27 protein-coding genes and 1 pseudogene are annotated in these 21,326 nt (G+C 59.3%); 16 read left to right on the top strand and 12 right to left on the bottom strand.

The features are described 5' to 3' along the window. Positions 1 to 50: 50 nt before the first annotated feature. A complete protein-coding gene (gene pdxR, locus ACUXAC_RS25475) occupies positions 51 to 1,484 on the top strand; it encodes a MocR-like pyridoxine biosynthesis transcription factor PdxR (RefSeq protein ID WP_387444551.1) in 1,434 nt (477 codons plus the stop codon). Between the two features lie 61 nt (positions 1,485 to 1,545). Here the strand turns inward: pdxR and ACUXAC_RS25470 are convergent, their stop codons facing one another. Together ACUXAC_RS25470 and ACUXAC_RS25465 are read right to left on the bottom strand one after the other, a co-directional pair. After that, the gene (locus ACUXAC_RS25470) at positions 1,546 to 1,854 is read right to left on the bottom strand and encodes a DUF883 family protein (protein ID WP_004928950.1); all 309 of its coding nucleotides are present in this window, start codon (positions 1,852 to 1,854) and stop codon (positions 1,546 to 1,548) included. Positions 1,855 to 1,945: 91 nt separating this feature from the next. Beyond that, positions 1,946 to 2,920, bottom strand: a complete 975-nt coding sequence (locus ACUXAC_RS25465; protein ID WP_387444556.1) for a nickel/cobalt transporter — start codon at positions 2,918 to 2,920, stop codon at positions 1,946 to 1,948. Positions 2,921 to 3,120: 200 nt separating this feature from the next. On the opposite strand from ACUXAC_RS25465, the gene asr reads away from it, so the two are divergent. Then, positions 3,121 to 3,471, top strand: a complete 351-nt coding sequence (gene asr, locus ACUXAC_RS25460) for an acid resistance repetitive basic protein Asr (protein WP_004928953.1) — start codon at positions 3,121 to 3,123, stop codon at positions 3,469 to 3,471. A 195-nt stretch (positions 3,472 to 3,666) separates the two neighbouring features. On the opposite strand, the gene ACUXAC_RS25455 is transcribed toward asr, so the two are convergent. Together ACUXAC_RS25455 and ACUXAC_RS25450 are read right to left on the bottom strand one after the other, a co-directional pair. After that, the gene (locus ACUXAC_RS25455; RefSeq protein ID WP_230490008.1) at positions 3,667 to 4,047 is read right to left on the bottom strand and encodes a DUF4440 domain-containing protein; all 381 of its coding nucleotides are present in this window, start codon (positions 4,045 to 4,047) and stop codon (positions 3,667 to 3,669) included. Then, entirely contained in the window at positions 4,044 to 5,426 is a 1,383-nt protein-coding gene (locus tag ACUXAC_RS25450) for an MFS transporter (protein ID WP_387444561.1), read from the bottom strand. Before ACUXAC_RS25450 ends, ACUXAC_RS25455 begins: the two co-directional genes overlap by 4 nt. A gap of 105 nt (positions 5,427 to 5,531) precedes the next feature. Between ACUXAC_RS25450 and ACUXAC_RS25445 the strand changes: the two genes are divergently transcribed. Further along, the gene (locus ACUXAC_RS25445; protein ID WP_141960017.1) at positions 5,532 to 6,428 is read left to right on the top strand and encodes a LysR family transcriptional regulator; all 897 of its coding nucleotides are present in this window, start codon (positions 5,532 to 5,534) and stop codon (positions 6,426 to 6,428) included. Here the strand turns inward: ACUXAC_RS25445 and ACUXAC_RS25440 are convergent. Beyond that, positions 6,388 to 7,428 (bottom strand): alpha/beta hydrolase family protein, encoded by a 1,041-nt coding sequence (locus tag ACUXAC_RS25440; RefSeq protein WP_387444563.1) that lies wholly within the window; start codon positions 7,426 to 7,428, stop codon positions 6,388 to 6,390. The two genes, ACUXAC_RS25445 and ACUXAC_RS25440, sit on opposite strands and share 41 nt — an antisense overlap. 150 nt (positions 7,429 to 7,578) lie before the next feature. Between ACUXAC_RS25440 and ACUXAC_RS25435 the strand changes: the two genes are divergently transcribed. From ACUXAC_RS25435 to ACUXAC_RS25425, 3 genes are all read left to right on the top strand, one after another. Continuing rightward, positions 7,579 to 8,583 carry a helix-turn-helix domain-containing protein gene (locus tag ACUXAC_RS25435; RefSeq protein WP_197834638.1) on the top strand — a complete coding sequence of 335 codons (1,005 nt, stop codon included), beginning with the start codon at positions 7,579 to 7,581 and terminating at the stop codon, positions 8,581 to 8,583. A gap of 94 nt (positions 8,584 to 8,677) precedes the next feature. Then, entirely contained in the window at positions 8,678 to 9,850 is a 1,173-nt protein-coding gene (locus ACUXAC_RS25430) for an MFS transporter (RefSeq protein WP_454266989.1), read from the top strand. A 102-nt stretch (positions 9,851 to 9,952) separates the two neighbouring features. Beyond that, positions 9,953 to 10,291 carry a DUF2002 family protein gene (locus tag ACUXAC_RS25425; RefSeq protein ID WP_038872785.1) on the top strand — a complete coding sequence of 113 codons (339 nt, stop codon included), beginning with the start codon at positions 9,953 to 9,955 and terminating at the stop codon, positions 10,289 to 10,291. A gap of 26 nt (positions 10,292 to 10,317) precedes the next feature. Here the strand turns inward: ACUXAC_RS25425 and ACUXAC_RS25420 are convergent, their stop codons facing one another. Beyond that, positions 10,318 to 10,764 carry a DUF1198 family protein gene (locus tag ACUXAC_RS25420; RefSeq protein WP_387444572.1) on the bottom strand — a complete coding sequence of 149 codons (447 nt, stop codon included), beginning with the start codon at positions 10,762 to 10,764 and terminating at the stop codon, positions 10,318 to 10,320. A 67-nt stretch (positions 10,765 to 10,831) separates the two neighbouring features. Beyond that, complete coding sequence (locus ACUXAC_RS25415; protein WP_004928976.1) at positions 10,832 to 11,167, bottom strand: MbeD/MobD family mobilization/exclusion protein; 336 nt, start codon at positions 11,165 to 11,167, stop codon at positions 10,832 to 10,834. Positions 11,168 to 11,351: 184 nt separating this feature from the next. Here ACUXAC_RS25415 and smrA point away from each other — a divergent pair, with 184 nt between their 5' ends. Next, positions 11,352 to 11,924: a DNA endonuclease SmrA gene (gene smrA, locus ACUXAC_RS25410; RefSeq protein WP_387444576.1), complete on the top strand. Its 573-nt coding sequence runs from the start codon at positions 11,352 to 11,354 to the stop codon at positions 11,922 to 11,924. 50 nt (positions 11,925 to 11,974) lie between these two features. Here the strand turns inward: smrA and ACUXAC_RS25405 are convergent, their stop codons facing one another. Continuing rightward, complete coding sequence (locus tag ACUXAC_RS25405; protein ID WP_016929826.1) at positions 11,975 to 12,388, bottom strand: DoxX family protein; 414 nt, start codon at positions 12,386 to 12,388, stop codon at positions 11,975 to 11,977. A 192-nt stretch (positions 12,389 to 12,580) separates the two neighbouring features. Here ACUXAC_RS25405 and ACUXAC_RS25400 point away from each other — a divergent pair, with 192 nt between their 5' ends. Further along, the gene (locus tag ACUXAC_RS25400; protein WP_016929825.1) at positions 12,581 to 12,811 is read left to right on the top strand and encodes a (4Fe-4S)-binding protein; all 231 of its coding nucleotides are present in this window, start codon (positions 12,581 to 12,583) and stop codon (positions 12,809 to 12,811) included. 1 nt (position 12,812) lies between these two features. Further along, entirely contained in the window at positions 12,813 to 13,091 is a 279-nt protein-coding gene (locus ACUXAC_RS25395; protein ID WP_387444581.1) for a GNAT family N-acetyltransferase, read from the top strand. Positions 13,092 to 13,123: 32 nt separating this feature from the next. Here ACUXAC_RS25395 and ACUXAC_RS25390 read toward each other — a convergent pair whose 3' ends face one another. Continuing rightward, on the bottom strand, positions 13,124 to 13,306 hold the full coding sequence (locus tag ACUXAC_RS25390; protein WP_025303973.1) for a YodC family protein: 183 nt from the start codon (positions 13,304 to 13,306) through the stop codon (positions 13,124 to 13,126). A 120-nt stretch (positions 13,307 to 13,426) separates the two neighbouring features. On the opposite strand from ACUXAC_RS25390, the gene ACUXAC_RS25385 reads away from it, so the two are divergent. After that, a complete protein-coding gene (locus ACUXAC_RS25385; protein ID WP_070913755.1) occupies positions 13,427 to 13,942 on the top strand; it encodes a DUF1543 domain-containing protein in 516 nt (171 codons plus the stop codon). On the opposite strand, the gene ACUXAC_RS25380 is transcribed toward ACUXAC_RS25385, so the two are convergent. Next, positions 13,937 to 14,863: a LysR substrate-binding domain-containing protein gene (locus tag ACUXAC_RS25380; RefSeq protein WP_387444586.1), complete on the bottom strand. Its 927-nt coding sequence runs from the start codon at positions 14,861 to 14,863 to the stop codon at positions 13,937 to 13,939. The two genes, ACUXAC_RS25385 and ACUXAC_RS25380, sit on opposite strands and share 6 nt — an antisense overlap. An 85-nt stretch (positions 14,864 to 14,948) precedes the next feature. On the opposite strand from ACUXAC_RS25380, the gene ACUXAC_RS25375 reads away from it, so the two are divergent. Next, entirely contained in the window at positions 14,949 to 15,446 is a 498-nt protein-coding gene (locus ACUXAC_RS25375; protein WP_141967070.1) for a GNAT family N-acetyltransferase, read from the top strand. Between the two features lie 62 nt (positions 15,447 to 15,508). On the opposite strand, the gene ACUXAC_RS25370 is transcribed toward ACUXAC_RS25375, so the two are convergent. Then, positions 15,509 to 16,243, bottom strand: coding sequence for a class I SAM-dependent methyltransferase (locus ACUXAC_RS25370; protein WP_147840210.1), 735 nt, complete (start codon positions 16,241 to 16,243; stop codon positions 15,509 to 15,511). A gap of 98 nt (positions 16,244 to 16,341) precedes the next feature. On the opposite strand from ACUXAC_RS25370, the gene ACUXAC_RS25365 reads away from it, so the two are divergent. The 3 genes from ACUXAC_RS25365 to ACUXAC_RS25355 all read left to right on the top strand — a co-directional run bounded on the left by ACUXAC_RS25365 (position 16,342) and on the right by ACUXAC_RS25355 (position 19,056). Beyond that, positions 16,342 to 16,794 carry a GNAT family N-acetyltransferase gene (locus ACUXAC_RS25365; protein ID WP_080352605.1) on the top strand — a complete coding sequence of 151 codons (453 nt, stop codon included), beginning with the start codon at positions 16,342 to 16,344 and terminating at the stop codon, positions 16,792 to 16,794. A gap of 112 nt (positions 16,795 to 16,906) precedes the next feature. After that, positions 16,907 to 17,323 (top strand): DUF2946 domain-containing protein, encoded by a 417-nt coding sequence (locus ACUXAC_RS25360; protein WP_240295998.1) that lies wholly within the window; start codon positions 16,907 to 16,909, stop codon positions 17,321 to 17,323. A gap of 71 nt (positions 17,324 to 17,394) precedes the next feature. Further along, positions 17,395 to 19,056 (top strand): DUF2534 family protein, encoded by a 1,662-nt coding sequence (locus tag ACUXAC_RS25355; protein WP_387444592.1) that lies wholly within the window; start codon positions 17,395 to 17,397, stop codon positions 19,054 to 19,056. 264 nt (positions 19,057 to 19,320) lie between these two features. Here ACUXAC_RS25355 and ACUXAC_RS25350 read toward each other — a convergent pair. Further along, positions 19,321 to 19,440, bottom strand: a pseudogene (locus ACUXAC_RS25350) (transposase); the annotation flags it as partial. A 577-nt stretch (positions 19,441 to 20,017) separates the two neighbouring features. Between ACUXAC_RS25350 and ACUXAC_RS25345 the strand changes: the two are divergent. Both ACUXAC_RS25345 and ACUXAC_RS25340 read left to right on the top strand, forming a co-directional pair. After that, a complete protein-coding gene (locus ACUXAC_RS25345) occupies positions 20,018 to 20,578 on the top strand; it encodes a tyrosine-type DNA invertase (protein WP_072271062.1) in 561 nt (186 codons plus the stop codon). 430 nt (positions 20,579 to 21,008) lie between these two features. Next, the coding region (locus tag ACUXAC_RS25340) for a fimbrial protein (RefSeq protein WP_454266985.1) at positions 21,009 to 21,326 on the top strand (318 nt) is incomplete at its 3' end.

Below are 21,326 nucleotides of genomic sequence, written 5' to 3'. Positions count from 1 at the left end.
GGCCTTATGGTCTATGCTATAGGGCCATAAAATGATTATTTAACCGGGCCATGATGCCATCTTTCCTGACCTCGCTGCGGCTGGACAACCGGCTGGCGGAACCGCTGTACCGGCAGATTTACCTGCGGATTAAAGACGCCATCGCCCAGGGCAGCCTGGCGGCGGGCAGCCGATTACCCTCAGTGCGCGGGTTGGCGAGCGATCTGGGCGTGGCGCGCGCCACGGTGGAAAGCGCCTACGCGCAACTTATTGCCGAAGGTTTCTTGCAGAGCCGCGGGCAGGCGGGCACCTATGTCTCGCCGCAGCTGCCGCACGTGCCGCCGGGCGGGGTATCCGCTGCGCCGCCGCTGGCGGCGATGGCGCCCGATCCGCTGCAGCCGCAGGGCATGCTGCAGCCTTTCCAACTGGGCGTGCCGGCGCTGGACGCGTTTCCCCGGGCGTTATGGCAGCGCATTGTCGCCCGCCAGCTGCGCGGTTCCACGGTGGCTTCCCTGGCGCTGCCGCCGGCCGGCGGCCTGCCTGAGCTGCGTGAGGCGATCGCCCATTATCTGCATTTGTCGCGCGGCATCAGCTGCCGGCCGGAGCAGGTTTTCCTCTGCGCCGGTTATCCGGCGCTGTTGGACTGGGTGGTGGAGACGCTGTTGCACGCCGGCGACGCGGTATGGATCGAAGATCCCGGCTATCCGGTCACGCGCCCGCTGCTGCGGGCCGCCGGCGTCAGGCCGATCGCCGTGCCGGTGGATGAACAAGGCATGGACGTGGCCGCCGGTATGCTGACGGCGCCTGAGGCGCGGCTGGCGGTGGTGACGCCAACCCATCAAAGCCCGCTCGGCGTCACGCTCAGCCTGGCGCGGCGCATGGCGCTGCTCGACTGGGCGCAGCAGCGCAGGGCCTGGATCCTGGAAGATGACTACGACAGCGAGTTTCGCTATCACGGGCGGCCATTGCCGCCGCTGAAAAGCCTCGATGTTCAGGGGCGGGTGCTGTACGCCGGCACCTTCAGCAAAACGCTGTTCCCGGCGCTGCGCATGGCTTACCTGGTGGTGCCCGCCGGCCTGACGGAGGCCTTTGCGCGCAGCAGCCGGCTACGTGGCTGCGGCTGCCCGCCGCTGCTGCAGGCCGGCGTGGCGAATTTTATCCGGCAAGGGCATTTCTACCGCCACCTGAAACGCATGCGGCCGCTGTACCGCCAGCGGCGTGAGTGGCTGACGCAGGCGCTGGAACGGCAGCTGGGGACGTGGCTGACGGCGGTGCCGCAACAGGGCGGCATTCAGCTGTTGGCCCGGTTGCGTGACGGGGTGGCGGATACGCCGTTGGCGGCGCAAGCCTGGCAACAGGGGCTGGCGGCGCAGGCGTTGTCGGACTGGCGAATCGACCATCCGGCGGGGCAGGGGTTACTGCTGGGGTTCGCCAATTTCACTCGGCAAGAGGAGACGGAGCGGGCGGTGCAGGGGCTGGCGCAGCTGTTCAAACGCCTCAATTAAACGGCCCGCGATTTCCGCGGGCCAGACGCACATCTGTTTTATCTTTATGACTGCAGGGGTGTTAACGCCGGGCCAGCAGCACGCCGAGCACGATGCCGACGGCGGCACCGATCCCTACGCCCTGCCAAGGTTTGTCACGCACATAGCTGTCGGCTTGATCGACCGCGTCGCGCGCATGCTGTGTCAGACTGGTGGAGCCATTGAACCGCGCCCGGGCGTCGCGCAGCACGCCTTTCGCCTTACTGTGCAGCTCTTTCAGTTCCTCTTTGGTCTTGTCACCGGACTCGCGCAACACTTCATCCAGCGTATCGGCCAACAGAGTGACGTCCTGATCGATATCGCGTTCTGTTCTTTCCGCTTTCTTAAACATTCAGCTCTCCATTTCGACACATGTCTTTTAAGTGTAGACCATGCCGAGATTTGTGTGGCCGATCACGCAAAAAAACGACGATTTACCGGCGTTAGCAGCCGGCGGCGATAAAATCGCCGTTGGCGCTGACCGGGATCACCGAATTGAACAACACCAGCGCGAACAGGATCAGGATCACGCCGCCGAACATCACGGCGATGCGCGACGCCTGTGCCAGATAGTAGCCCGTCAGGCCGGGTTGATGGGCCAGAAAACGCTCGCGCGCGTGGTGCACCAGCGTGGCGAGGATCATGATCGACAGCCCGGTGCCCAGCGCCATGCTCATGGCGGAGATCACCCCCCAGGTGAACATGCCGATGGCGTTGGCGAACACCAGAATCAGGATGGCGCCGCTGCACGGACGAATACCGATGGAGACGATCAGCCACAGCGCGTTACGCCAGCCGCCGGTCAGTTCGGCCGCGCCGGGCTGATGCCGGTGGCCGCACTCGCACGCCGCGCTATGCGCGTGGTCCGCCGGGTGCAGCGCCTGAATGTCCGGCGCGCGGCGCCGACGCCAGCGCCAGCCGCTGGCGCGCAGGATCACCATCAGGCCGAAGGCGGCGATGAAGACCGCGCTGCCTTTTTCCACCCAATAACGGCTGAGGCTGAGATCGCCCATCGACAGGTTGAGCGCCACCGCCAGCACCACCACGAACACAATGGCGACCACGCCTTGCATCAGGCTGCCCAGCAGGGTGATCGCCCGGCTGGCGTTCAGCCGTTCGCGGTGGGTGGCCAGATAAGTGGTGATGACGAACTTGCCGTGGCCGGGGCCGATGGAGTGCAGGAAGCCGTAAGCGAAACTGGCCAGCGTCAGCATCAGCCCGCCGCTGTATTGCTGGTTACGCTGCTGCAGCAGATAGAGCACCAGATAGCGGTGCATGTAAATCTGGAAGTTGATGCAATACTGCACAAACTCGGCCCAGTGCCGCACGAACAGGTAGAGCAGCGTCAGCAGCAGCAGACCGGCGAGGGCCAGACCGGCGTAGCGGCCCGGCGCGTGTTTCAGCGAGACGGTTTTCATAGCGTGAGCGAGCCTGTACCGAGGGGCGTCTTCCTTCAGCATATACCCGCCGATGCGGTTCACAAGCGCCGTTCACAAACGTTGTACATTTGGTTACTCGGCGAAACCAATCACTCACGGAAACGGCAGTTTGATTCCACTAGTATCTGTTTCAACGGCTCCACCGGAGCTTACCGAAACAACACTCTGAGGATTTAAAGATGAAAAAAGTATTAGCGCTGATCGTTGCTGCCACTATGGGTCTGTCTTCTGTTGCTTTCGCTGCTGATACTGCAGCTACTGCTCCGGCTACCACCACCGCGCCAGCTGCGACCACCACTACCGCTGCGCCAGCGGCTGCTGCTGAAAAAGCGCCAGCTAAAGCAACGCACCACAAGAAAGCTAAGCACCACAAAAAAGCGCCAGCCCAGAAAGCTCAGGCCGCTAAAAAGCACCACAAAAAAGCGCCAGCTCAGAAAGCCCAGGCTGCTAAAAAACACCACAAAAAAGCGCCAGTGCAGAAAGCTCAGGCCGCTAAAAAACACCACAAAAAAGCCGGTAAAAAAGCTTAATTAAGTGATGTTTGCGGAACCGAAAGGTTCCGCACTCTCCAGCCCGTACTCCAGACACCCGGTTCTTCCGGGTGTCTTCTTTTGAGGCGACGAACGATGATCAATCGCTATCTGTTTGAAGTCATTTTCAGTGCGGTAACCCTGTGCGGGGTGATCGTCGGTTGGGAACTGTTTTTGGCCGGCAGCTTTTTGTAATTATTGCGCCGCGGCGGTTTCGTGCAAATGCCGCCAACTGAGTAAGTTGGGCTGACGTTCAAAGACCACCGTGGAATAGCGCAGCGTAGCGCTTTGTCCCGGCAGGCTCTGTTTTTCCCGGTAGCTGACTACCGCGCCCGTCGGCCATTCGGCCACCAGCTTCATCTCTTCTATCTCGATTTCCAATCCCGGTTTGGCGGCGCGATGCGCGCGGAAAAAGGCGCACAGCGCGGCAAAATCCAGCGGAGCGCCGCTCAGCGCGATCATGCTGAAATCCGGCGTAAAGCGCGCCAGCAGCGCCTGTTCTTCTCCAGCTCCTTTGCCCAGCCAGCGTTCAATGGCGATGTGGGCGTCGATCACTTCGGTAAAATACGGGTTCATAAAGCATCCTGTTGAGCGTTGAGTTGGCGCACGATGGCGCGGTTGGCGAGGCGCAGGCACAGCAGCAGCGGGATAAATACGCTGGCGCCCGCCAGAATGAAGCAGGTGCGGTAGGCCGCCGCGGGCGGTAGCCCGGTCAGCAGCAAATTCAGCAGCAGGCTGAGCAGCGCCACGCCGAGGCAAAAACTGAGCTGGCGGTTGATGTTCCACAGCGCGCTGGCATCCGCTAACTGAGCGTCGGGGATCTGCAGGAACGCGCTACTCTGCGCGGTGCTGCTGCACAGGCTGCCGCCAAACCCCATCAGGGCGAAGGCGGCGATCTGCAATGCGTGCTGGCCGGCCAGATCGATCTGCGCCAGCGTCAGCATGCCGGCGCCTTGCAACAGGCAGCCGGCGATCAGCAGCGGCCGTGGGCCGAGGCGATTAAAGGTTTTGCCGGTCAGCGTGATGGCCAGGAACGACGCCAGCGCCCAGGGCAGCATCAGGCCGCCGACCTGGGCGGCGGGCATCCCCAGCTGGTTTTGCAGATACAGCATCGCCACCAGGCTGACGCCGATGAACAGGCCGGGAATGCACAAATAAACCGCCATGGCGTTGCGTAGCAGCGGATCGGCGACCAGCCGCAGGTTCAGCAGCGGCTGCGGGGTGCGCAGGCTATGGCGCAGATAATAGGCTAGCACCAGCAGGCCGGCGGCCAGCAGCGCCGCGCCGGAAGCCTGATGACCGGCCTCGCTCAGCCGGGTCAGGCCGAGCAGCAGCAGCGTCAACGCCGCGCAGGCGCTCAGCAGTCCTTTGCCGTCGAGCGGTTTACGCACCGCCGCCGACGTTTCCGCGCGCAGCCACAGCGCCGCCAGGGCCAGGGCCACGGCCGCCAGCGGCAGGTTGGCGAAAAACACCCAGCGCCAGTCCAGCCGATCGACGAGCCAGCCGCCCAGCGCCGGTGACAGCGCCGGGGCCAGCAGCCCCACCAGCATGATGGCCGCAGACAGCCCGGCGCGTTCATGGCTGCGGTACAGCTGGTAGGTCAGCGTTTGACCGATGGGGATCAGCAAGCCGCCGCCCATGCCTTGCAGGGTGCGCCAGCCGATCAGCGCACCGATGCTGTCGGCGTTGCCCGCGCCGAGGGTAGCCAGCATGAACAGCGCCAGCGACAGAAGGAACACCCGCCGCCCGCCGATGCGCTGCGCCAGCCAGGCGCTGAGCGGGATCACCAGCGTCAGGCCGAGAATATAGCCGTTGCTGACCCACGCCAGTTGGCTGACCGACGCCCGCATCGCCTGGCCGATGGCGGGGTAGGCGACGTTGGCGATAAACATATTGATCAGATCGACGAAAAAGCCGAGCAGATAGACGATTGCCACTTTGCTGCGATAAGACATGGTGCCTCCGGTTGAAGGCGAGCAGTGTATCGGGGGAAAAAGTGCGGATAAATCGGCGGCGGGCGATTACACTGTCAAAATGATTTTGACAATAAGGGCGGTGAAATGCTGAATTTGCAGCGTCTGGCGACCTTCGCGGCGGTGGTGGAAGCGGGTAGCTTTACCGCTGCTGCGGCGGCGCTGGGGCAAACCAAGGCGGTGGTGAGCTTTAACGTCAAGCAGCTGGAGAACGAGCTGGGGGTGTCACTGCTGGCGCGCAGCACCCGACGGCTGTCGCTGACCGATGCCGGCGAACGCTTCTACCAGCGCAGCCTGCAGCTGCTGCAGGAGGCGGAAAACGTGCTGGACGACGTGCGTCGCGATCATCACGGGCTGAGCGGCGTGCTGCGTATCACCAGTACGCCGGAGTACGGCGCGCAGGTGGTGGTGCCGGCGCTGGCGGCATTTTCGCGACAGCATCCACGGTTGCGCATCCAGCATGTCTCTTCTTCTTATCACGCCGATCTGATCTCTGAGCGCTTCGACGTGGCGATCCGCCTGGGCCAGTTGGCGGATTCCAGCCACCGCGCGGCGCTGATCGACAGCTTCGCCATTTTTCCGGTGGCGGCGCCGGGTTATCTGGCCGACCGGCCGATTCATTCGCTGACGGATCTGGCGCAGGCGCAGTGGATCGCCCACAGCCGGCTCAGTTCACCGCTCAGCTGGCAGGTGGCCACGCCGCAGCGCGAAGCGGTGCTGTTCAAGGTCGCGGACGCTGCCACGCTCACCGGTGACAGCGCCGCAGCATTGCTGGCGTTCGCCCTGCATGGCGCCGGGGTGGCGCTGCTGCCGGCGTGGCTGGCGCAGCCCGACATCGACGCCGGCCGGCTGCAGCGGTTGCTGCCGGATCACCGTTTCCCCGAGCAGAGCATCTATGCGCTCTACCCGAACACCCGCCATGTGCCGGAGAAGGTACGAGCCTTTATCGATTTTCTGCGTGCGCGGGTAGCCAGGGGCGAATGAACGGCAATATGGCCGCCACCGTTTGCTGATGTACCCATTCCCGTTGGGCAGGCGTGGTTGCGCACAGGACTTCCGCGTCTTTTTCTTCGGACGCCAAAATGTGGCGGCCGTTGGGTTGGCACATGGGCAAGAAATCGAAATGATTGCCGTGGGTTAATCGCTGTGCGCGGATAGGCTGTTCACCGCCGTCAGCTGCCAGCGACGCGCCACCCAAACGCGTGCCTTTCTCGTCTGGCAGATAGTCTTTCGGTTCAATAATCAATAATGGGGCGTTTAGGTGGCGCAGACTCTCCGGCTGCAGATAGGGCACCATGCCGGGATCGAGGGCGACGGCAAAGCGGATGCGCGGGTCGGTATAATCGGCATCGAACCGATCGGCGGCGACCTGCGTCAGGTCAACCCTGGCCTGGGTATAGAACCGGCAGTTGGGTGACTGCGGCCGTTGCCGGCAACCGGCGATGAAATCTGCCAGCCTGACTCTGCCGCCGATGGCCGCGATGGCGCTGTAACCGCCCTTGGAGTGGCCGACAACGCCGATGGCATCGGGGTTAACGAGCGCAGCCCAGCGAGGAGAGGCGCGGATAGCGTCAATCAGCGTGGAGATATCTTCGGTTTGCCGCCAAAGATTGACGGACTGCGCCGGGATAGAGTCGCCGGTGGTGCTGCCGGGTGCGTTGGCGGCGATCACCACCACGCCATGGCGAACCAGCGCTGCCGCCAGCCAGGCCTGGCTGGCATGGTTCCCTCCGCTGCCGTGACTGAACACTACCAACGGAAAGGTGCCCTTGGCCGGTGGTGCGTCAACTTGGCCGGCAATACCGGTGAATACCGGATTGGCTCCGACACTTTGTCGTGGGCCTTCGGCATCCGTGGGATAATAAATACGGCTGGCGAGCGTGCGTGAACCCCGGGAGAACGCTTCATCATGTATGGCGATCTGATAAGGCGATGCGCTGGCCGTCGTGCACAGCAGCAGCCACAGAGACAGTAATTTTTTCATCCTCACATCCTCATTACGACAAAAGCGCAAAGGTGACATCGGCGGTGCCTCTCGGCGACCTCGATCGCGATCAAGGTCGTTAAATTATTGTTTTAATAGACTTCACACCCTACACTTTTCCGCTTCGTCTCTTTGGATAAGGCGTAATGCATGCCGCTCATTCCCGTTACCTTTTTGTTCAGCCTGCTGTGCTGCGGGCTGTTGCTTCGCCTTGGCCGGCCCAGCGCCCGGCGTTGGGTTTTTCAGCTGTTGCTGCTGCTGTGCGCATGGCAAAGCCTGCTGGTGGGGTTGCGTTACGGTTACGACTTAACGCAGTTCAACCGATTGCAGCCTATTGGCGCCGTCATGATCCCGGTGCTGGTCTGGCTGACTTTCCGGATGAGCACACAGGGGCGATTGCGGCTGGCTGATGTTTGGCATCTGACGCCCTTGTGTCTGACGTTGTTGGCCAGTCGGTATGCGCCAGTTTGGTTGGATGCGTTGATTATTGTCGCCGATGCGGGTTACGGCGTGGCCTTGTGGTATGCACTGCGTGGCGGTGAGAATAGTTTGAAGCAGGTGGCGTTGGCGGAAAGCTGGCTCTGCTGCCGGCTGTGGCGTGGGTTAGCCATTTTATTGTTCACCGTCGCGATAGCGGAGCTGATCATTACCCTCGATTTTGCCTGGTTTGGCGGGCGACATGCTGGCCTGTTGGTGACGGTCGACACTTTCCTGCTTACGTTGGGCGTGTACCTGGTCTTGTCCCGCACCCGGCCGGCGGAGCAACCGGTCGAGGAAACGCCGGAGCCTGTTAAAGCCGGCGTGGTGAACGATGACCTGATCCACCACTGGTTTGTTCAGGTGCAACAGCGATTGCTGAAAGACGATCTTTATTTGCAACCGGAGCTGAATTTGGCGCTGTTGGCGCGCAAAAGCGGATTACCGGCACGCCGGGTGTCGCAGGCCATCAATCAGTATGCCGGGATGAATGTCTCGCAATACGTGAACCAATTGCGTATCCGTGAGGCGGCGCGAAGGCTGCTTGTCGGCGACCGCCCGATAACCGAAATCATGCATGAGTCGGGATTTACCACCAAATCGAATTTTAATCGCGAATTCTTGCGCGTATACGGTGCCAACCCCAGCGAATGGCGCAGGCAGCAAACGCTTAGTTAAATAATAATTCGTTATAACTCTCTCATTTATCATCAGATCCCATCGGGGTATGCTGGCAATCTCTGTCTACCCCGTCCGATGCGAGCCACCTTCGATGACCGCAGAAAATAACCTCCAGCTGAACCGACGCATTCTGTCCGTGGTGATGTTCACCTTCGTTTGCTACCTGACCATCGGCCTGCCGCTGGCGGTGCTGCCGGGATTTGTGCATGAGCATCTGGGCTACAACTCGGTGCTGGCGGGCCTTATCATCAGCGCGCAGTACTTCGCCACGCTGTTCAGCCGCCCGCACGCTGGGCGCTATGCCGATCAGCTGGGGCCGAAGAAGGTGGTGCTGTTCGGCCTGGCGTGCTGCGGCACCAGCGGCCTGTTTTACGCGCTAGCATTCGGCGTTGACGGTTACCCGTGGCTCAGCCTGCTGTTGCTGTGCGTGGGGCGGGTGTTTCTCGGCGTCGGCGAAAGCTTCGCCAGCACCGGTTCCACGCTGTGGGGTATCGGCCGGGTCGGAGCGATGCATACCGCGCGGGTGATTTCCTGGAACGGCGTTGCCACTTACGGGGCGATGGCGGCCGGGGCGCCGCTCGGCGTGTACCTGAATCAACAGTGGGGATTGGCCGGGGTGGCGGCGCTGATCGTGCTGGCGGTCGCGGTGGCGCTGCTGTTGGCGAGCGGCAAGCCGGACGTCTCGATCGCCGCCGGGCAGCGCATCGCCTTTCGCGCGGTGTTCGGTCGCATTTGGGCCTATGGTCTCGGGCTGGCGATGGGCACCGTCGGCTTCGGCGTGATCGCCACGTTCATCACGCTTTACTATGCCGACAAAGGTTGGAGCGGCGCGGCGTTTTCGCTGACGCTGTTCAGCTGCGCCTTCGTCGGCATCCGCCTGATCTTCAGCAACGTCATCAACCGCCACGGCGGTCTGAAGGTGACGCTGGCGTCGTTTCTGGTCGAGATCGTCGGGCTGCTGTTGATCTGGCAGGCCGGCGAGCCCTGGATGGTGCAAACCGGCGCGTTGCTGGCCGGCGCCGGTTTTTCGCTGGTGTTCCCGGCGCTGGGCGTTGAGGCGGTGAAACAGGTGCCGCCGCAGAATCAGGGCACGGCGCTCGGCACCTATTCGGCGTTCCTCGACCTGACGCTGGGCATCACCGGACCGCTGGCTGGATTGTTAATCGGGCAGGCAGGCGTGCCGTCGATCTATCTGGCGGCGGCCCTGCTGGTGGCGCTCGGGGTGTTGCTCACCCTGCGCCTGCTGCAGCGCAGCCGGAGCTGATTCAGGAATAGTCTGAAACCCGGATTCCTCCCCAGAAAATCATTGTTTCGGTGAATGATTACGGTAAGGTCGCTCAGCGGTCCAGAATGAGAGGAGGAATCGATGTATTTACGGCCGGATGAAGTGGCTAAAGTGTTGGAGAATACCGGCTTTGAGCGTGATTATGTCACCGATCAGGCCTATGGCTACCGCAAGGGTGCACACTACGTGTATGTGAATCGCGAAGCGCGGATGGGCAGAACCGCGTTGGTGATCCACCCGGCGTTGAAAGAGAGAAGCGTGCATTTCGCCACGCCAACCTCCCCGGTGCGCACCAGCGAGCAGTATCTGGAATTTCCCCTGGATTTAAGCGGCGACGCCCCGAACCTGCGTTACGGCATCGCACATGGCTTCAGCTCGCGCGAAGCGCTGTCGCGCTATCTCTTCAGCATGTTCCTGTAATCGGTCCCCCGCCTTGGGGGACGCGATCAGCCGTGGGCCAACGCTTCGCGGTTGAAATGCTCGTTGTAGGCGCGACGGAACTGCGCCAGTTCAAACGCATCGATATCCAGCTCGGCGAAGTAAAACAGCGCCGCTTCGGTGTGCTCGGCGTGCAGCTCCGGCGACAGCCCGGCGCGCAGCAGCACGTCGCGCCACAGGGCAATCTGTTCGTCGTCCGCCTGTTTGATGAACGTCAGGTAGATGAACAGCAGATAAGCCGCCTGGTGCATCTCTTCGGTGTAGCCGTTGTTCAGCATGCGAATAAAGGTCTGGCTTTGGCGGCCGCCCATTTCCTGGATCATCGATTCGATCAGCATCGGTTTGACCCTCAGCAGATGGGCCAGCGAATCGATGGCTTTGCGGGTGTCGGACGTCAGGACGCGGTAACCGATAATAAATACGACGATCAGGGCGGCGAGGATGATCCAGGTCATTTAGGCTTTATTACACTCTCAATACGCCAGAAGAGGGGCGGGAGGCGCTGTGCGACAGCGCCCGCTATCAATGCTGTTCGCCGCTGAAATTACCGACCGCGCTCTGTTGGCGCAGGTGGTGATTGAAGGTGGCCGCGTCTTTGGCCAGCGCGTCCAGATGAGCGCCGAGCATTTTGATCTGCTTCACCAGCGCATGCTGTTCCGGTACCGAGCTGGCGGTGCTCAGCTTGCGCGCCAGTTGTTCATTCTGCGCCCGCAGCGCGGCTTCGCGCTGTTTGGCTTCTTCCAGCAGTTGCTGCAGCGCCTGGTAGCTCTGCTGCCATTCGCGGTGTTGCCGTTCGAAGCTGCTCTGCAACTCATTCATCGCATTTTGAAACTGGATTTCCAGCTCGCGCATTGTCATGGGCTCGATCCTTTGCGGCACTCAATGATGGCTTAGCAGTATAGCGAAAACTGTTCGCAAGCTCACCCGTTGACGACAAATGAGACAAATGCTGCTGACAATTCCCGGCTTGCAACCGCGCCAAGGCGTCTTACAATCGACCCCATTCCCGGCCGTAAAGGCTGCCGTTCAAGAGAGGTGGAACATGAGCGAGCAGGAAAAAGACTTTTTTGAACAGGCGATGGCGGACGTGGTGCCGCTGGCGAGCGGACGGCAGACGCTGTACCTCAAGCCGCAGGAGGCGGTGGACAAAAGCGCGCGGCGCGAAGCGCATCGGCTGATGCAGGAAAACTTCCTCAGCACCGATTTTCTCGAGGTGATCCCCTGCGAACAGCCGCTGGAGTTCAAAGGGGAAGGCATTCAGCAGGGCGTGCTGGACAAGCTGCGCAACGGGCGTTATCCGCCGCAGGCGTCGCTGAACCTGCTGCGTCAGTCGGTCGAAGCCAGCCGGCAGGCGCTGTTTCGCTTCATCGTGCAGGCGGAGGCGCAAAACCTGCGTTCGCTGCTGATCGTGCACGGTCGCGGGCGGCAGAACGAAAGCCATCCGAATATCGTGCGCAGTTACGTCGCCAAGTGGCTGGCGCAGTTTGAACAGGTACAGGCATTTTGCCGCGCCTTACCGCGCGACGGCGGCGAGGGCGCCTGCTATGTCACGCTGCGTAAATCGGCGCAGGCCAAGGCGGAAAACTTTGAGCGCCACGCCAAGCGCAGCCGTTGAAGGGATAGCCGAAATAAAATGGCCGGCGAATATCGCCGGCCATCGATGAATTATTTATTAAATATTTTATAGTCCAGCGAATAACGGCCGGCGCCGGTTACCGCCAGCAACAGCAAGCCGCCAATGATGCTGATGTTTTTAAAGAAGTTGATTTCATTGCCCATCATTTCCATGCCGGTCATTTTCCAGAACGGATGGCCGATAAACGCGGTGCCCAACACATACAGGGCGAAAATGACCGCGATAGGGCGAGTAAACAGACCGAGAATAAGCGCGATGCCGAAAATAAACTCCACCACCACGGCAACGATCGCCGCTAAATAAGGCATCGGCGTGCCGTAGCCTTCCATCGCCGTGACGGTCGCACCGAAGTTGACCAGTTTCATCCAGCCGAAAATGATAAACAGAACCATCAGTAATATGCGAGACAGCAGAATTACGCCGTCTTTTGAGCTATCACCCATTTCGAACTCCTTAGCCACTGTCGGAATGATGTTGTCTTACTGAATAAAGATTAGAACAATTTACGTTTTTTTCTAGCGGCGGCGGGCAGTTGCGCCACTTTTTTCGGTGAGCGAGACGCGTGGTGAAGCCGGCGGCATTGCCTATACTTGAGCCTGGAGCAAAAACAATAAAACAGGCAATGTGAGGCCAAAATGGACGAGGAATTGACCGCCGCCGGTTACCGCCGTTATTCCGGCGACAAGATTGACGTTTATTTTAACAGCGCGATATGCCGCCATTCCGCCAACTGCGTGCGTGGCAACGCGGCTATTTTTACCCTGAACCGCCGCCCGTGGATTATGCCGGACAATGCCGACGCGGCGGAGGTGAAACGCGTTATCGACACCTGCCCCAGCGGCGCACTTAAATATAGGGAGAAATAATATGGAACATAAAATACTGGCAGACGACAAGCGTTTTTATATCAATGACGAGCAGGGCAAGCTGATCGCCGAGATCTCTTTCGTGCCGAGCGGCGACAAGCTGACCATTATCGATCACACCTGGGTGGATGAGTCATTGAAGGGGCAGAGCGTCGGCAAAAAGCTGGTGGCGCTGCTGGTGGAGAAGATGCGCGCGGAGCAGCGTAAAATCATTCCGCTCTGCCCGTTCGCCAAGCATGAGTTTGATACCACGCCGGCCTATCAGGACATTCGCGCCTGAAGCGATAACGGGGCGCGGTGCGCCCCGGTCATTCAGCAGACGCCGAAATCGCCATCTTCGTGGTACAGCGCCACGTCGCTGGCCTGCACCTCCGTGCGCTGCTCTTTGCCCAGTTCATTCCAGCTGCAAACCAGGGTTTCACCGTCGATCGCCACCACGGTCATCTTTGGGCCGCCGGTGGTGCGTTGAACAAAATCACCGATATTGAATGCCATGCGTTCCTCCACAACAGATTAAACCTCACCTATTGATAACACAGAATGGCGCTGCCGTTGGCACGAGTTTCGTTATGTATTATTTTATATAGCGATTATCACCAAGGAGAGCAGAATAACATGCCGGGATTATTGATGTTTTATGTGGGCGGTACGGCGCCGGGCGCCAATATTGAGCTGCACGACGTGCAGTTCGCGGCGGCGGATCGGCCGGAAGAGGCGTATCCGTTGCTGCGTGAAAAGTGGTTCGGCGATAAGCGCAAGGTGCATGTCGACGGCTATGCGCGCATCGACTGGGCGGACGGTTACGACGTGAGCCTGGAGCCTGCGCCGTTCGCCGGTGAAGAGAAGCTGTTTTTCGTCAACGTGGGCGGCTACCGCAGCGATGAGCTGGCGGAATTGCACCAGTTCGGCCTGTTTGTGGCGCGTTCCGTCGACGAGGCGAAGGACAAAGCCAAACGGGTGCTGCTGACGGACAGCGCGCAGCAGCACAAGGATGACCTGGCCGAGGTGGACGACTGCCTGCTGCTGCAGGCGCTGCAGGGCTACCACGTGCATCTGCGGGCCAACCCGCACGGCAAACCGGCCCGGCCGCTGTGGCAGGGGTATCTGCCGATCGGCGAACCCGCGTTATAACGCCGCCAGCGCCTGCAGCTGTTGCCGCAACCAGCGGCAGGCCTCCGGCCGGCCGTTCTTGCGGTGCAGGTAGATTTTAATCTGATACGGCGGCACCGGAAACGGCAGGGGGTGGATATCCAGCGCCGCCGCCTGCCGCAATTTTTGCGCGGCGTAGCGCGGCATGCTCATCACCAGTTCGCTGTCGGCGACGATGAACGGCGCTCCCAGCAGCGAAGGCGTGCGGATGGCGATATCGCGCTGCAGCCCCAGCTTATCGAGCTGGTAGTCAATGACGCCGCGCTGTTCGTTCCACGGCGTCACCACCAGATGGCGCGCCTGCAGGTAGTTTTCCAGCGTCAGTTCGCCGTATTTTACGCTGAAGGCGGGTGAACAAATCGCCACATACTCATCCTCCAGCCAGCTCACCTCGTCGATATCCGGGTAGCTTTCGCCGTCGGTTTCGGTAAAGCCCAGTGCAAAGTCGATATGCCCCGCCAGCAGATCGTTCAGCGCCACCTTTCGCTCGGAATAGCGCAGCTGGAACGACAGCCCTGGCGCCAGGCGCTGCATCTGCGCCATCAGCGCGGGAAACACCGCGAAGGCGGTGTAATCGGTAATGGCGAAGGTGAAGCTCTCCCGGCTTTCGGCGGGGACGAAGCGCGGGCGCGGATGCAGCCCTTTGGCCAGCAGCGCCAGACTTTCGCTGACGGTCGGGGCCAGGCTGTCGGCATACACCGTCGGGTGCATGTCGTTACCGACCCGGTAGAACAGCTCGTCCGCCAGCGCCTTGCGCAGCCGGATCAGCGCGTGGCTCAGCGCCGACGCGCTGAGGGCCAGCTCCGCCGCGGCGCGCGTCACCGATCGCAGCCGATAGACCGCTTCGAACACCAGCAGCAGGTTGAGATCGAGACGCTTCAAATCCAGATGCATGATATTCATTACCTGTTGATGAAAATGCAGTTCATACAGTATTGGAGGCGCGATATGCTGGCAAGCACAGTCATTAACACACTCAGGATTTGCCATGACCATCGAGATTTACCCGGCGCAAAAAAGCGACGCCAAACTGATTCTGGATATGATTATCGAGCTGGCAGTGTACGAAAAGGCGCGCGAGCAGGTGCTGGCCAGCGTGGAAGATATCGAACGCAGCCTGTTTGGGCCGGGCGCCTGTTCCGAAGCGCTGATTTGTACGGTGAACGGCGAGCCGGCGGGTTATGCGGTGTTCTTTATGAGTTACTCCACCTGGCTGGGTAAAAACGGCATCTATCTGGAAGACCTGTACGTGGCGCCGAAGCATCGCGGCGCGGGCGCAGGTAAAAAGCTGCTGCGGCACATCGCCCAGCTGGCGTGCGAACGGCAGTGCGGTCGCCTGGAGTGGAGCGTGCTGGACTGGAACCAACCGGCCATCGATTTCTACCTCAGCATCGGCGCGCAGCCGCAGGGCGAGTGGGTGCGCTATCGTATGGAAGGCGAGGCGCTGACGCACTTCGCGGCGCACGGGGTGGCGTTGCCGGCATAATAGCCGTTGGGGGGAGGTAGCCTCCCCAACTGTGGTGGTGTGAACGGTTTACTGCGGATCAATCAGGCGGGTTTGCGGGCGGCGAGAATGAAGATCATCGGGCGCTCCTGCTCTTCGTCCAGCGCCGGATTAGCGGCGATTTGCTGCGCGCTGGGGCCCCATTCGTTCAAATGCTGGATGATAAACCCTTGCTGCGCCAGCGGGTTGATATAGCCGCCAAGCGTGCGGTGCTGCTTGATGACGCCTTCCGCCAGCCAGTTGGAAACGCGCTGGCCTTCTCGCTGGTAACCGTTGACCGGCCAGGATTTCTGCCCGTTGCCGTCGGTCAACCAGCCCTGCTGCGCCGGGGCGGTGTAGATCGGGTGCTCGGCGGTGAAGATGAACTGCCCGCCGGGTTTCAGCGCGGCATACACCGTGGCGAACAGGGCGGCCAGATCCTCGAGGTAGTGCAGCGTCAGCGAGCTGTAGACCAGATCGTAACTTTCCGGCGGCAACTGCAGCTGCGCCAAATCCTGCCGACGGTATTCGATGTCCGCGTCGGCGGTCATCTCCCGCGCCTTGGCCAGCATCTTTTCCGAGACGTCCAATCCCAGCACGTCGGCGGCGCCCTGTTCGCGCGCGCTGCGGCAAAACCAGCCGTAGCCGCAGCCGAGATCGACCACGCTTTTGCCCTGCAAATCCGGCAGGATGCGGCGGATGGCGGCCCATTCCGGCGCGCCGTCCAGGCCGTGCTGCGAGCGGCTGAGCTGCGCATAGCCGTCGAAAAAGGCCTGATTGTCATAGATGTTTTGCGTCATGATGACTCCTTAGTGAATGACGGCGGCGGAATGCCGCTGCCATACCCTGCATATTGCTGCATAATTCTACGCTGACAACATGAATAACGGGAATGACGATGGACATGATTTCGGTGCGGCAAGCGCCCGAGCTGGCGCCGCGCGCCATTGCGTATTTTCAGCGGCACTGGGCCACGGCAGAGACGTTGATGATGTATGAAGACGCCATCAACTGCAGCCTCGGCGCCGCCAACCCGCTGCCGCAGTGGTACCTGCTGATGGAAAATGACCAGATCCTCGGCTGTGCGGGGCTCATCACCAACGACTTTATCAGCCGTGGCGAGCTGTATCCCTGGCTGTGTGCGCTCTACGTAGAGGAAACGCAGCGCGGCCGGGGCTACGGCGCCAAACTGATTGAACATGTGGCGGCGGAAACCCGCCGGTTGGGCTTCCCGCAGCTGCACCTGTGCACCGATCTGGAGGGCTACTACGAGCGCAACGGCTTCGTTTATAACGGGCTCGGGTATCACCCCTGGGGCGAAGCCTCGCGGGTCTATTCGCGGGTGCTGTGATCGCCGCCGTCGGGGGCGCGTAAGACAAACCTGACTTTTCTTTCACCTCATCGCGCATCGCGGGTTACACTGACTGCTTGTTCGCCACCGACCGGGTTAATTCGCCGCCGCGATGAGAGTGCCACGCCAGCTACAGCAACGCTTTACCGCCTGCATCGCCATTATGGCGGTGCTGTTGCTGTTTGTGGCGCCGGTGGTGTCGAAATCGCTGATGCACCACCCGATGATGGGCGGCATGGCGCAACCGGACGCCGCTATGCCGCACGACATGCACGCGATGGCGATGCCCGCTGCCGAGCATGCCGGCCACCACGGCATGGATCCTGCGGAGATGATTTTCTGCGGCTATTGCGAGCTGCTGATCCACGTGCCGCTGCTGCTGTGGGCATTCGTCCCGCTGCTGTGGCTGATGGCGCGCATCGCGCGCCTGCCTTGCGCGCCGCGCATCGTTTCTCCGCCCATTCGGCGCCTTACTCTGCGGCCGAGCCCGCGCGGGCCGCCCGGCCAACCGTTTTTCCCTATTGCTTGATCATGGGTAACGCCGTCCGTATCGCTGCGGACGGTTTGCCTGCGCGCACAGTTTGAAAAACGAGAAAGGCCATGTCTTCAATAACCAAAACTCCACCTGCCGCATCGCCGCGTGGCGCGATGCTGAACCTGATCAGACGGCTGCATTTTTATATCGGCCTGCTGGTCGCTCCTTTTATTCTGGTCGCTGCATTGACCGGCACGCTGTATGTGCTGACGCCGCAGCTTGAAGAGGCGCTGTATCGCGATGCGCTTTTCACCGAACCGCACGAACAGGCGAGATCGCTGGCTGACCAGATCGCCGCCGCCCGCCGCGCGGTGGGTGACGAGGCGCGCATTTACGCCGTGCGCCCGGCACCCGGCGCAATGGACACCACGCGAGTGCAGTTCGCGGGCGCCGATCTGGGCGCTTCCGAATCGCGCGCGCTGTTTGTCGACCCTTACACTCTGGCGATCAAGGGCGATATGACGGTGTACGGCACCTCCGGCGTGCTGCCGCTGCGCACCTGGCTGGACAAGCTTCACAGCAGCCTGCTGCTTGGCGATCTAGGGCGCAACTACAGTGAGCTGGCGGCCTCCTGGCTGTGGGTGGCTGCGCTGGGCGGCGTGGCGCTGTGGCTGGCGACGCGGCCGAAGCGCAAGCTGAAAAGGGCAAAAGGGGGCTTCGCCGCCAGCCGCCATTGGCATATCACGCTGGGTGTGGCGCTGCTGGCCGGGCTGCTGTTCTTCTCGGCTACCGGGCTGACCTGGTCGCAGTGGGCCGGCGGCAACATCGACACGCTGCGGGCCAACCTGGGCTGGCTGACGCCGCAGGTCAACGCCAGCCTGCAGGCCGATGCGCCGCAGACGCCGGCCGATCCGCACGCCGAGCACCGCGGGATGATGCCGGGCATGAAGATGGGCCCTGCCGCGCAGAGCAATGCGCTGAACGGCGACTGGGATCGGGCGTTGCACGCTGCACGCGCCGCCGGAATAGATGCCGCCAAGGTCGAGCTGCGCCAGCCGAAAGGCGAGGGCAAAGCCTGGACGGTGACCGAAGTGGATCGCAGCTGGCCGACGCAGGTGGACGCGGTTGCCATCGCACCGCAAAGCTTCGTCGTCATCGATCAGGTGCGGTTCGACACCTTCCCACTCATCGCCAAGCTGACCCGCTGGGGCATCGACGCCCACATGGGCATTCTGTTCGGCTTGCCGAATCAGCTGCTGCTGGCGGCGTTTGGCCTTGGGTTGTGCTTGATGGTCGCGTTGGGTTACCGCATGTGGTGGATCCGCCGCCCGGCGGCGGGGGCGCAGCATCCGGTGCATACGCTGATTGCCGCCTGGCTGGCGCTTTCCCTGCCGTCGCGTGCCGTCACGCTGTTGGTGGCATCGGCGCTGGGGTATTGCCTGCCGGTGATGGGCGTGAGCCTCGTGGCGTTGCTGCTGGTGGACGTGTGGCGCTGGCGCGGCCAACGGCAAAGCCACCGGGACGAAACGCCGGAAGCGGCCGCCCGCCGTGCCGAGGTACGCAAGTTCCGCGCGGCGGTGGCGACCGTGGCGGTGGCGGTCGGCTGCGTGATGGGCCGAGCGATCCTCGGCGGCACCGTCGAGCAATTCCAACTGCCGATCGGCACCTGGAGTGCCCAGATGGTGATCATGCAGAGCCTGATGGTGCTGCTGTATACGCTGGTGTTCACCCTGCTGCTTTCCATTCCGCTGTGGTATTTCTTCCTGGGGGAGAAAGAGGGGCGGTGAGGTAGCGTCCGGCATGCCTGCGGGCATGCCGGATATTTGGGAATGTGGCTTAAGCACGTATCAGCTCACCAAAGGGTAATCGCCACTGAAAGGAAGCGAACGATGACGTTTGAATAACGAAGGGACAAAGCGATAACCGCGAGGAAATTGCACAACAAAGAAACCTAATACCAGAAAATGTAAGCATACTCGTTTTATTTCCTCCTTAAAATATTTTATTTATTTAATATCATAGGGTGAATTCCCGCCGCGCTTTGCTTTTCAGTTGTAGTACGAGGCCTCAGATATTCCTGCTTCGCGGCAAACATTTTTGACGGTCCAATCTGCTTCGACGGAGTTCAGTACGAGGATGATCTGATGCTCAGTAAAATGGGCTTTGCGCATGATGATCTCTTTAAAGGACACATTCTATATGCCGAAAGATCTCTAAAATTGAATAATTCGATTTACTGGATGCTTACACTTGCACAGGAGCTTTGAGATTTTCACTTCAGCCACTTCCACACCACACAATCTTTTTGTGCTCAGTATATGAGATAAATAGAAGAACGTATTAGCGGATCACCCAGGTCGCAGTGTATTAGCCAACGACGCGAACAGGTCAATGATGATGTGAAATGCATTCTTAGTCGGGTTTAATAGACGGGAGAGTGATAAGTAGTATGTATAGTCATTTTTATTGACATGATGAAATCAGATGTTTCCATATTGGAATGTGATTCGTTTTTTATTTAAAAGTTATTATGCATGGAAAAGATAGCTTGAAAAATAGATGGTGTCCGCAATTAAGTTATGTCGTTCAATAAATAGGCTGTGATATTAATACACGGATTAAACCATCTTGATTTATACCTTAATTATATTGCCTAACTATGTTTCACTTGAGATAATACTATTGATATCAAGAAGCTTGAAAATCGACGGTAATTTTTCACACGGCCTAAAATATGGAGGTGTTTCTGTGAAGAAAAGAAAATATCTTACACAAAATGAAATAGATCGCTTGCTTGAGGCATCTCGTAAAGGAAGTTTCCCTAAGCGAGATGAGTGTTTTATTCAAATGTGTTTTATTCATGGTTTCAGGGTTAGTGAGCTCTGCCACTTAAAATTTTCGGATATCAATCTCATTGATAAAGTCGTGCACGTAAACAGGCTAAAAAGCGGCTTAAAAACAACGCATCCACTTTTGGCTTCAGAGATAAAGCTTCTAAAAGCTTGGCTAGAGGAAAGAGTAACATGGCGTGGCTGCGAATCACCTTGGATATTTCTCTCGCAAAAAGGCGGTCCTCTTTCTCGCCAACAAGTTTATAACATGATGAAGAAGTTCGGTTCCTTGGCAAGTATCGCCGTCTCTCTTAATCCACATATGTTGAGGCATTCATGCGGATATGCTTTGGCTAACAGGGGGACAGATACGCGGCTGATACAGGACTATTTGGGACATAGAAACATTCAACACACAGTGTTATATACCTCGAGCAATCATCGTCGGTTTGCAGAGGTTTGGCAAAAGGAATTGTAGAGGAATTAGTCAAAATGAACCAAATTGTAATTAGTTTCGTCTATAATTTGCGCCAAGTCAATTCTTCTTGGATTCTTTTTTTTAACAGAATATCCGCTTTTATTAGTTACCTAACTAGCCAACCGCAGCAGAAACATCTGAGAGTGCAAAATTCTTTGCAGTCGCAATCCATACTTTATCCATTCTTATATTATCCCATCAATCGCCTCTCCAGCTTTTTTGACTGCAATGCATATTTATTTCGAAACATTTAACTGTAATTATGCCAAAAACGATATTTAACTCCAAATGATACAATTTGGTTCATTTTGACTACTTTTTTTGTCTTTCCGTGTTCGATTTGGCGCGAGACAAACAGAAAAAATGCTCATTTGAATCAAGTTGTTATGCCAATTATTGGCCTTTTACCAAGACATGGAGTTTTGAACTTATGCGTAAGATCCGTCTTATCAACACCTTGATTGCCGCCTCTCTGATGACTGCTGGCCTGGCTCATGCAGCAACTACTACCGTTAACGGTGGTACCGTTCACTTTAAAGGTGAAGTAGTTAACGCTGCTTGCGCCGTTGATGCCGGTTCTGTAGACCAAACCGTCCAGCTGGGCCAGGTCAAAACTGCCACGCTGAGCGAGGCGGGTAAAACCAGCTCTGCTGTAGGCTTCAACATTCAGCTGAACGATTGCGATACCACCGTTGCTACCAAAGCGGCCATTGCATTCTCTGGTGTTGCTGTCAATGCTGAGAACCCA

This window comes from Serratia sp. 121840015-1, assembly GCF_053627655.1.
This window is presented reverse-complemented; position numbering and strand designations above follow the sequence as displayed.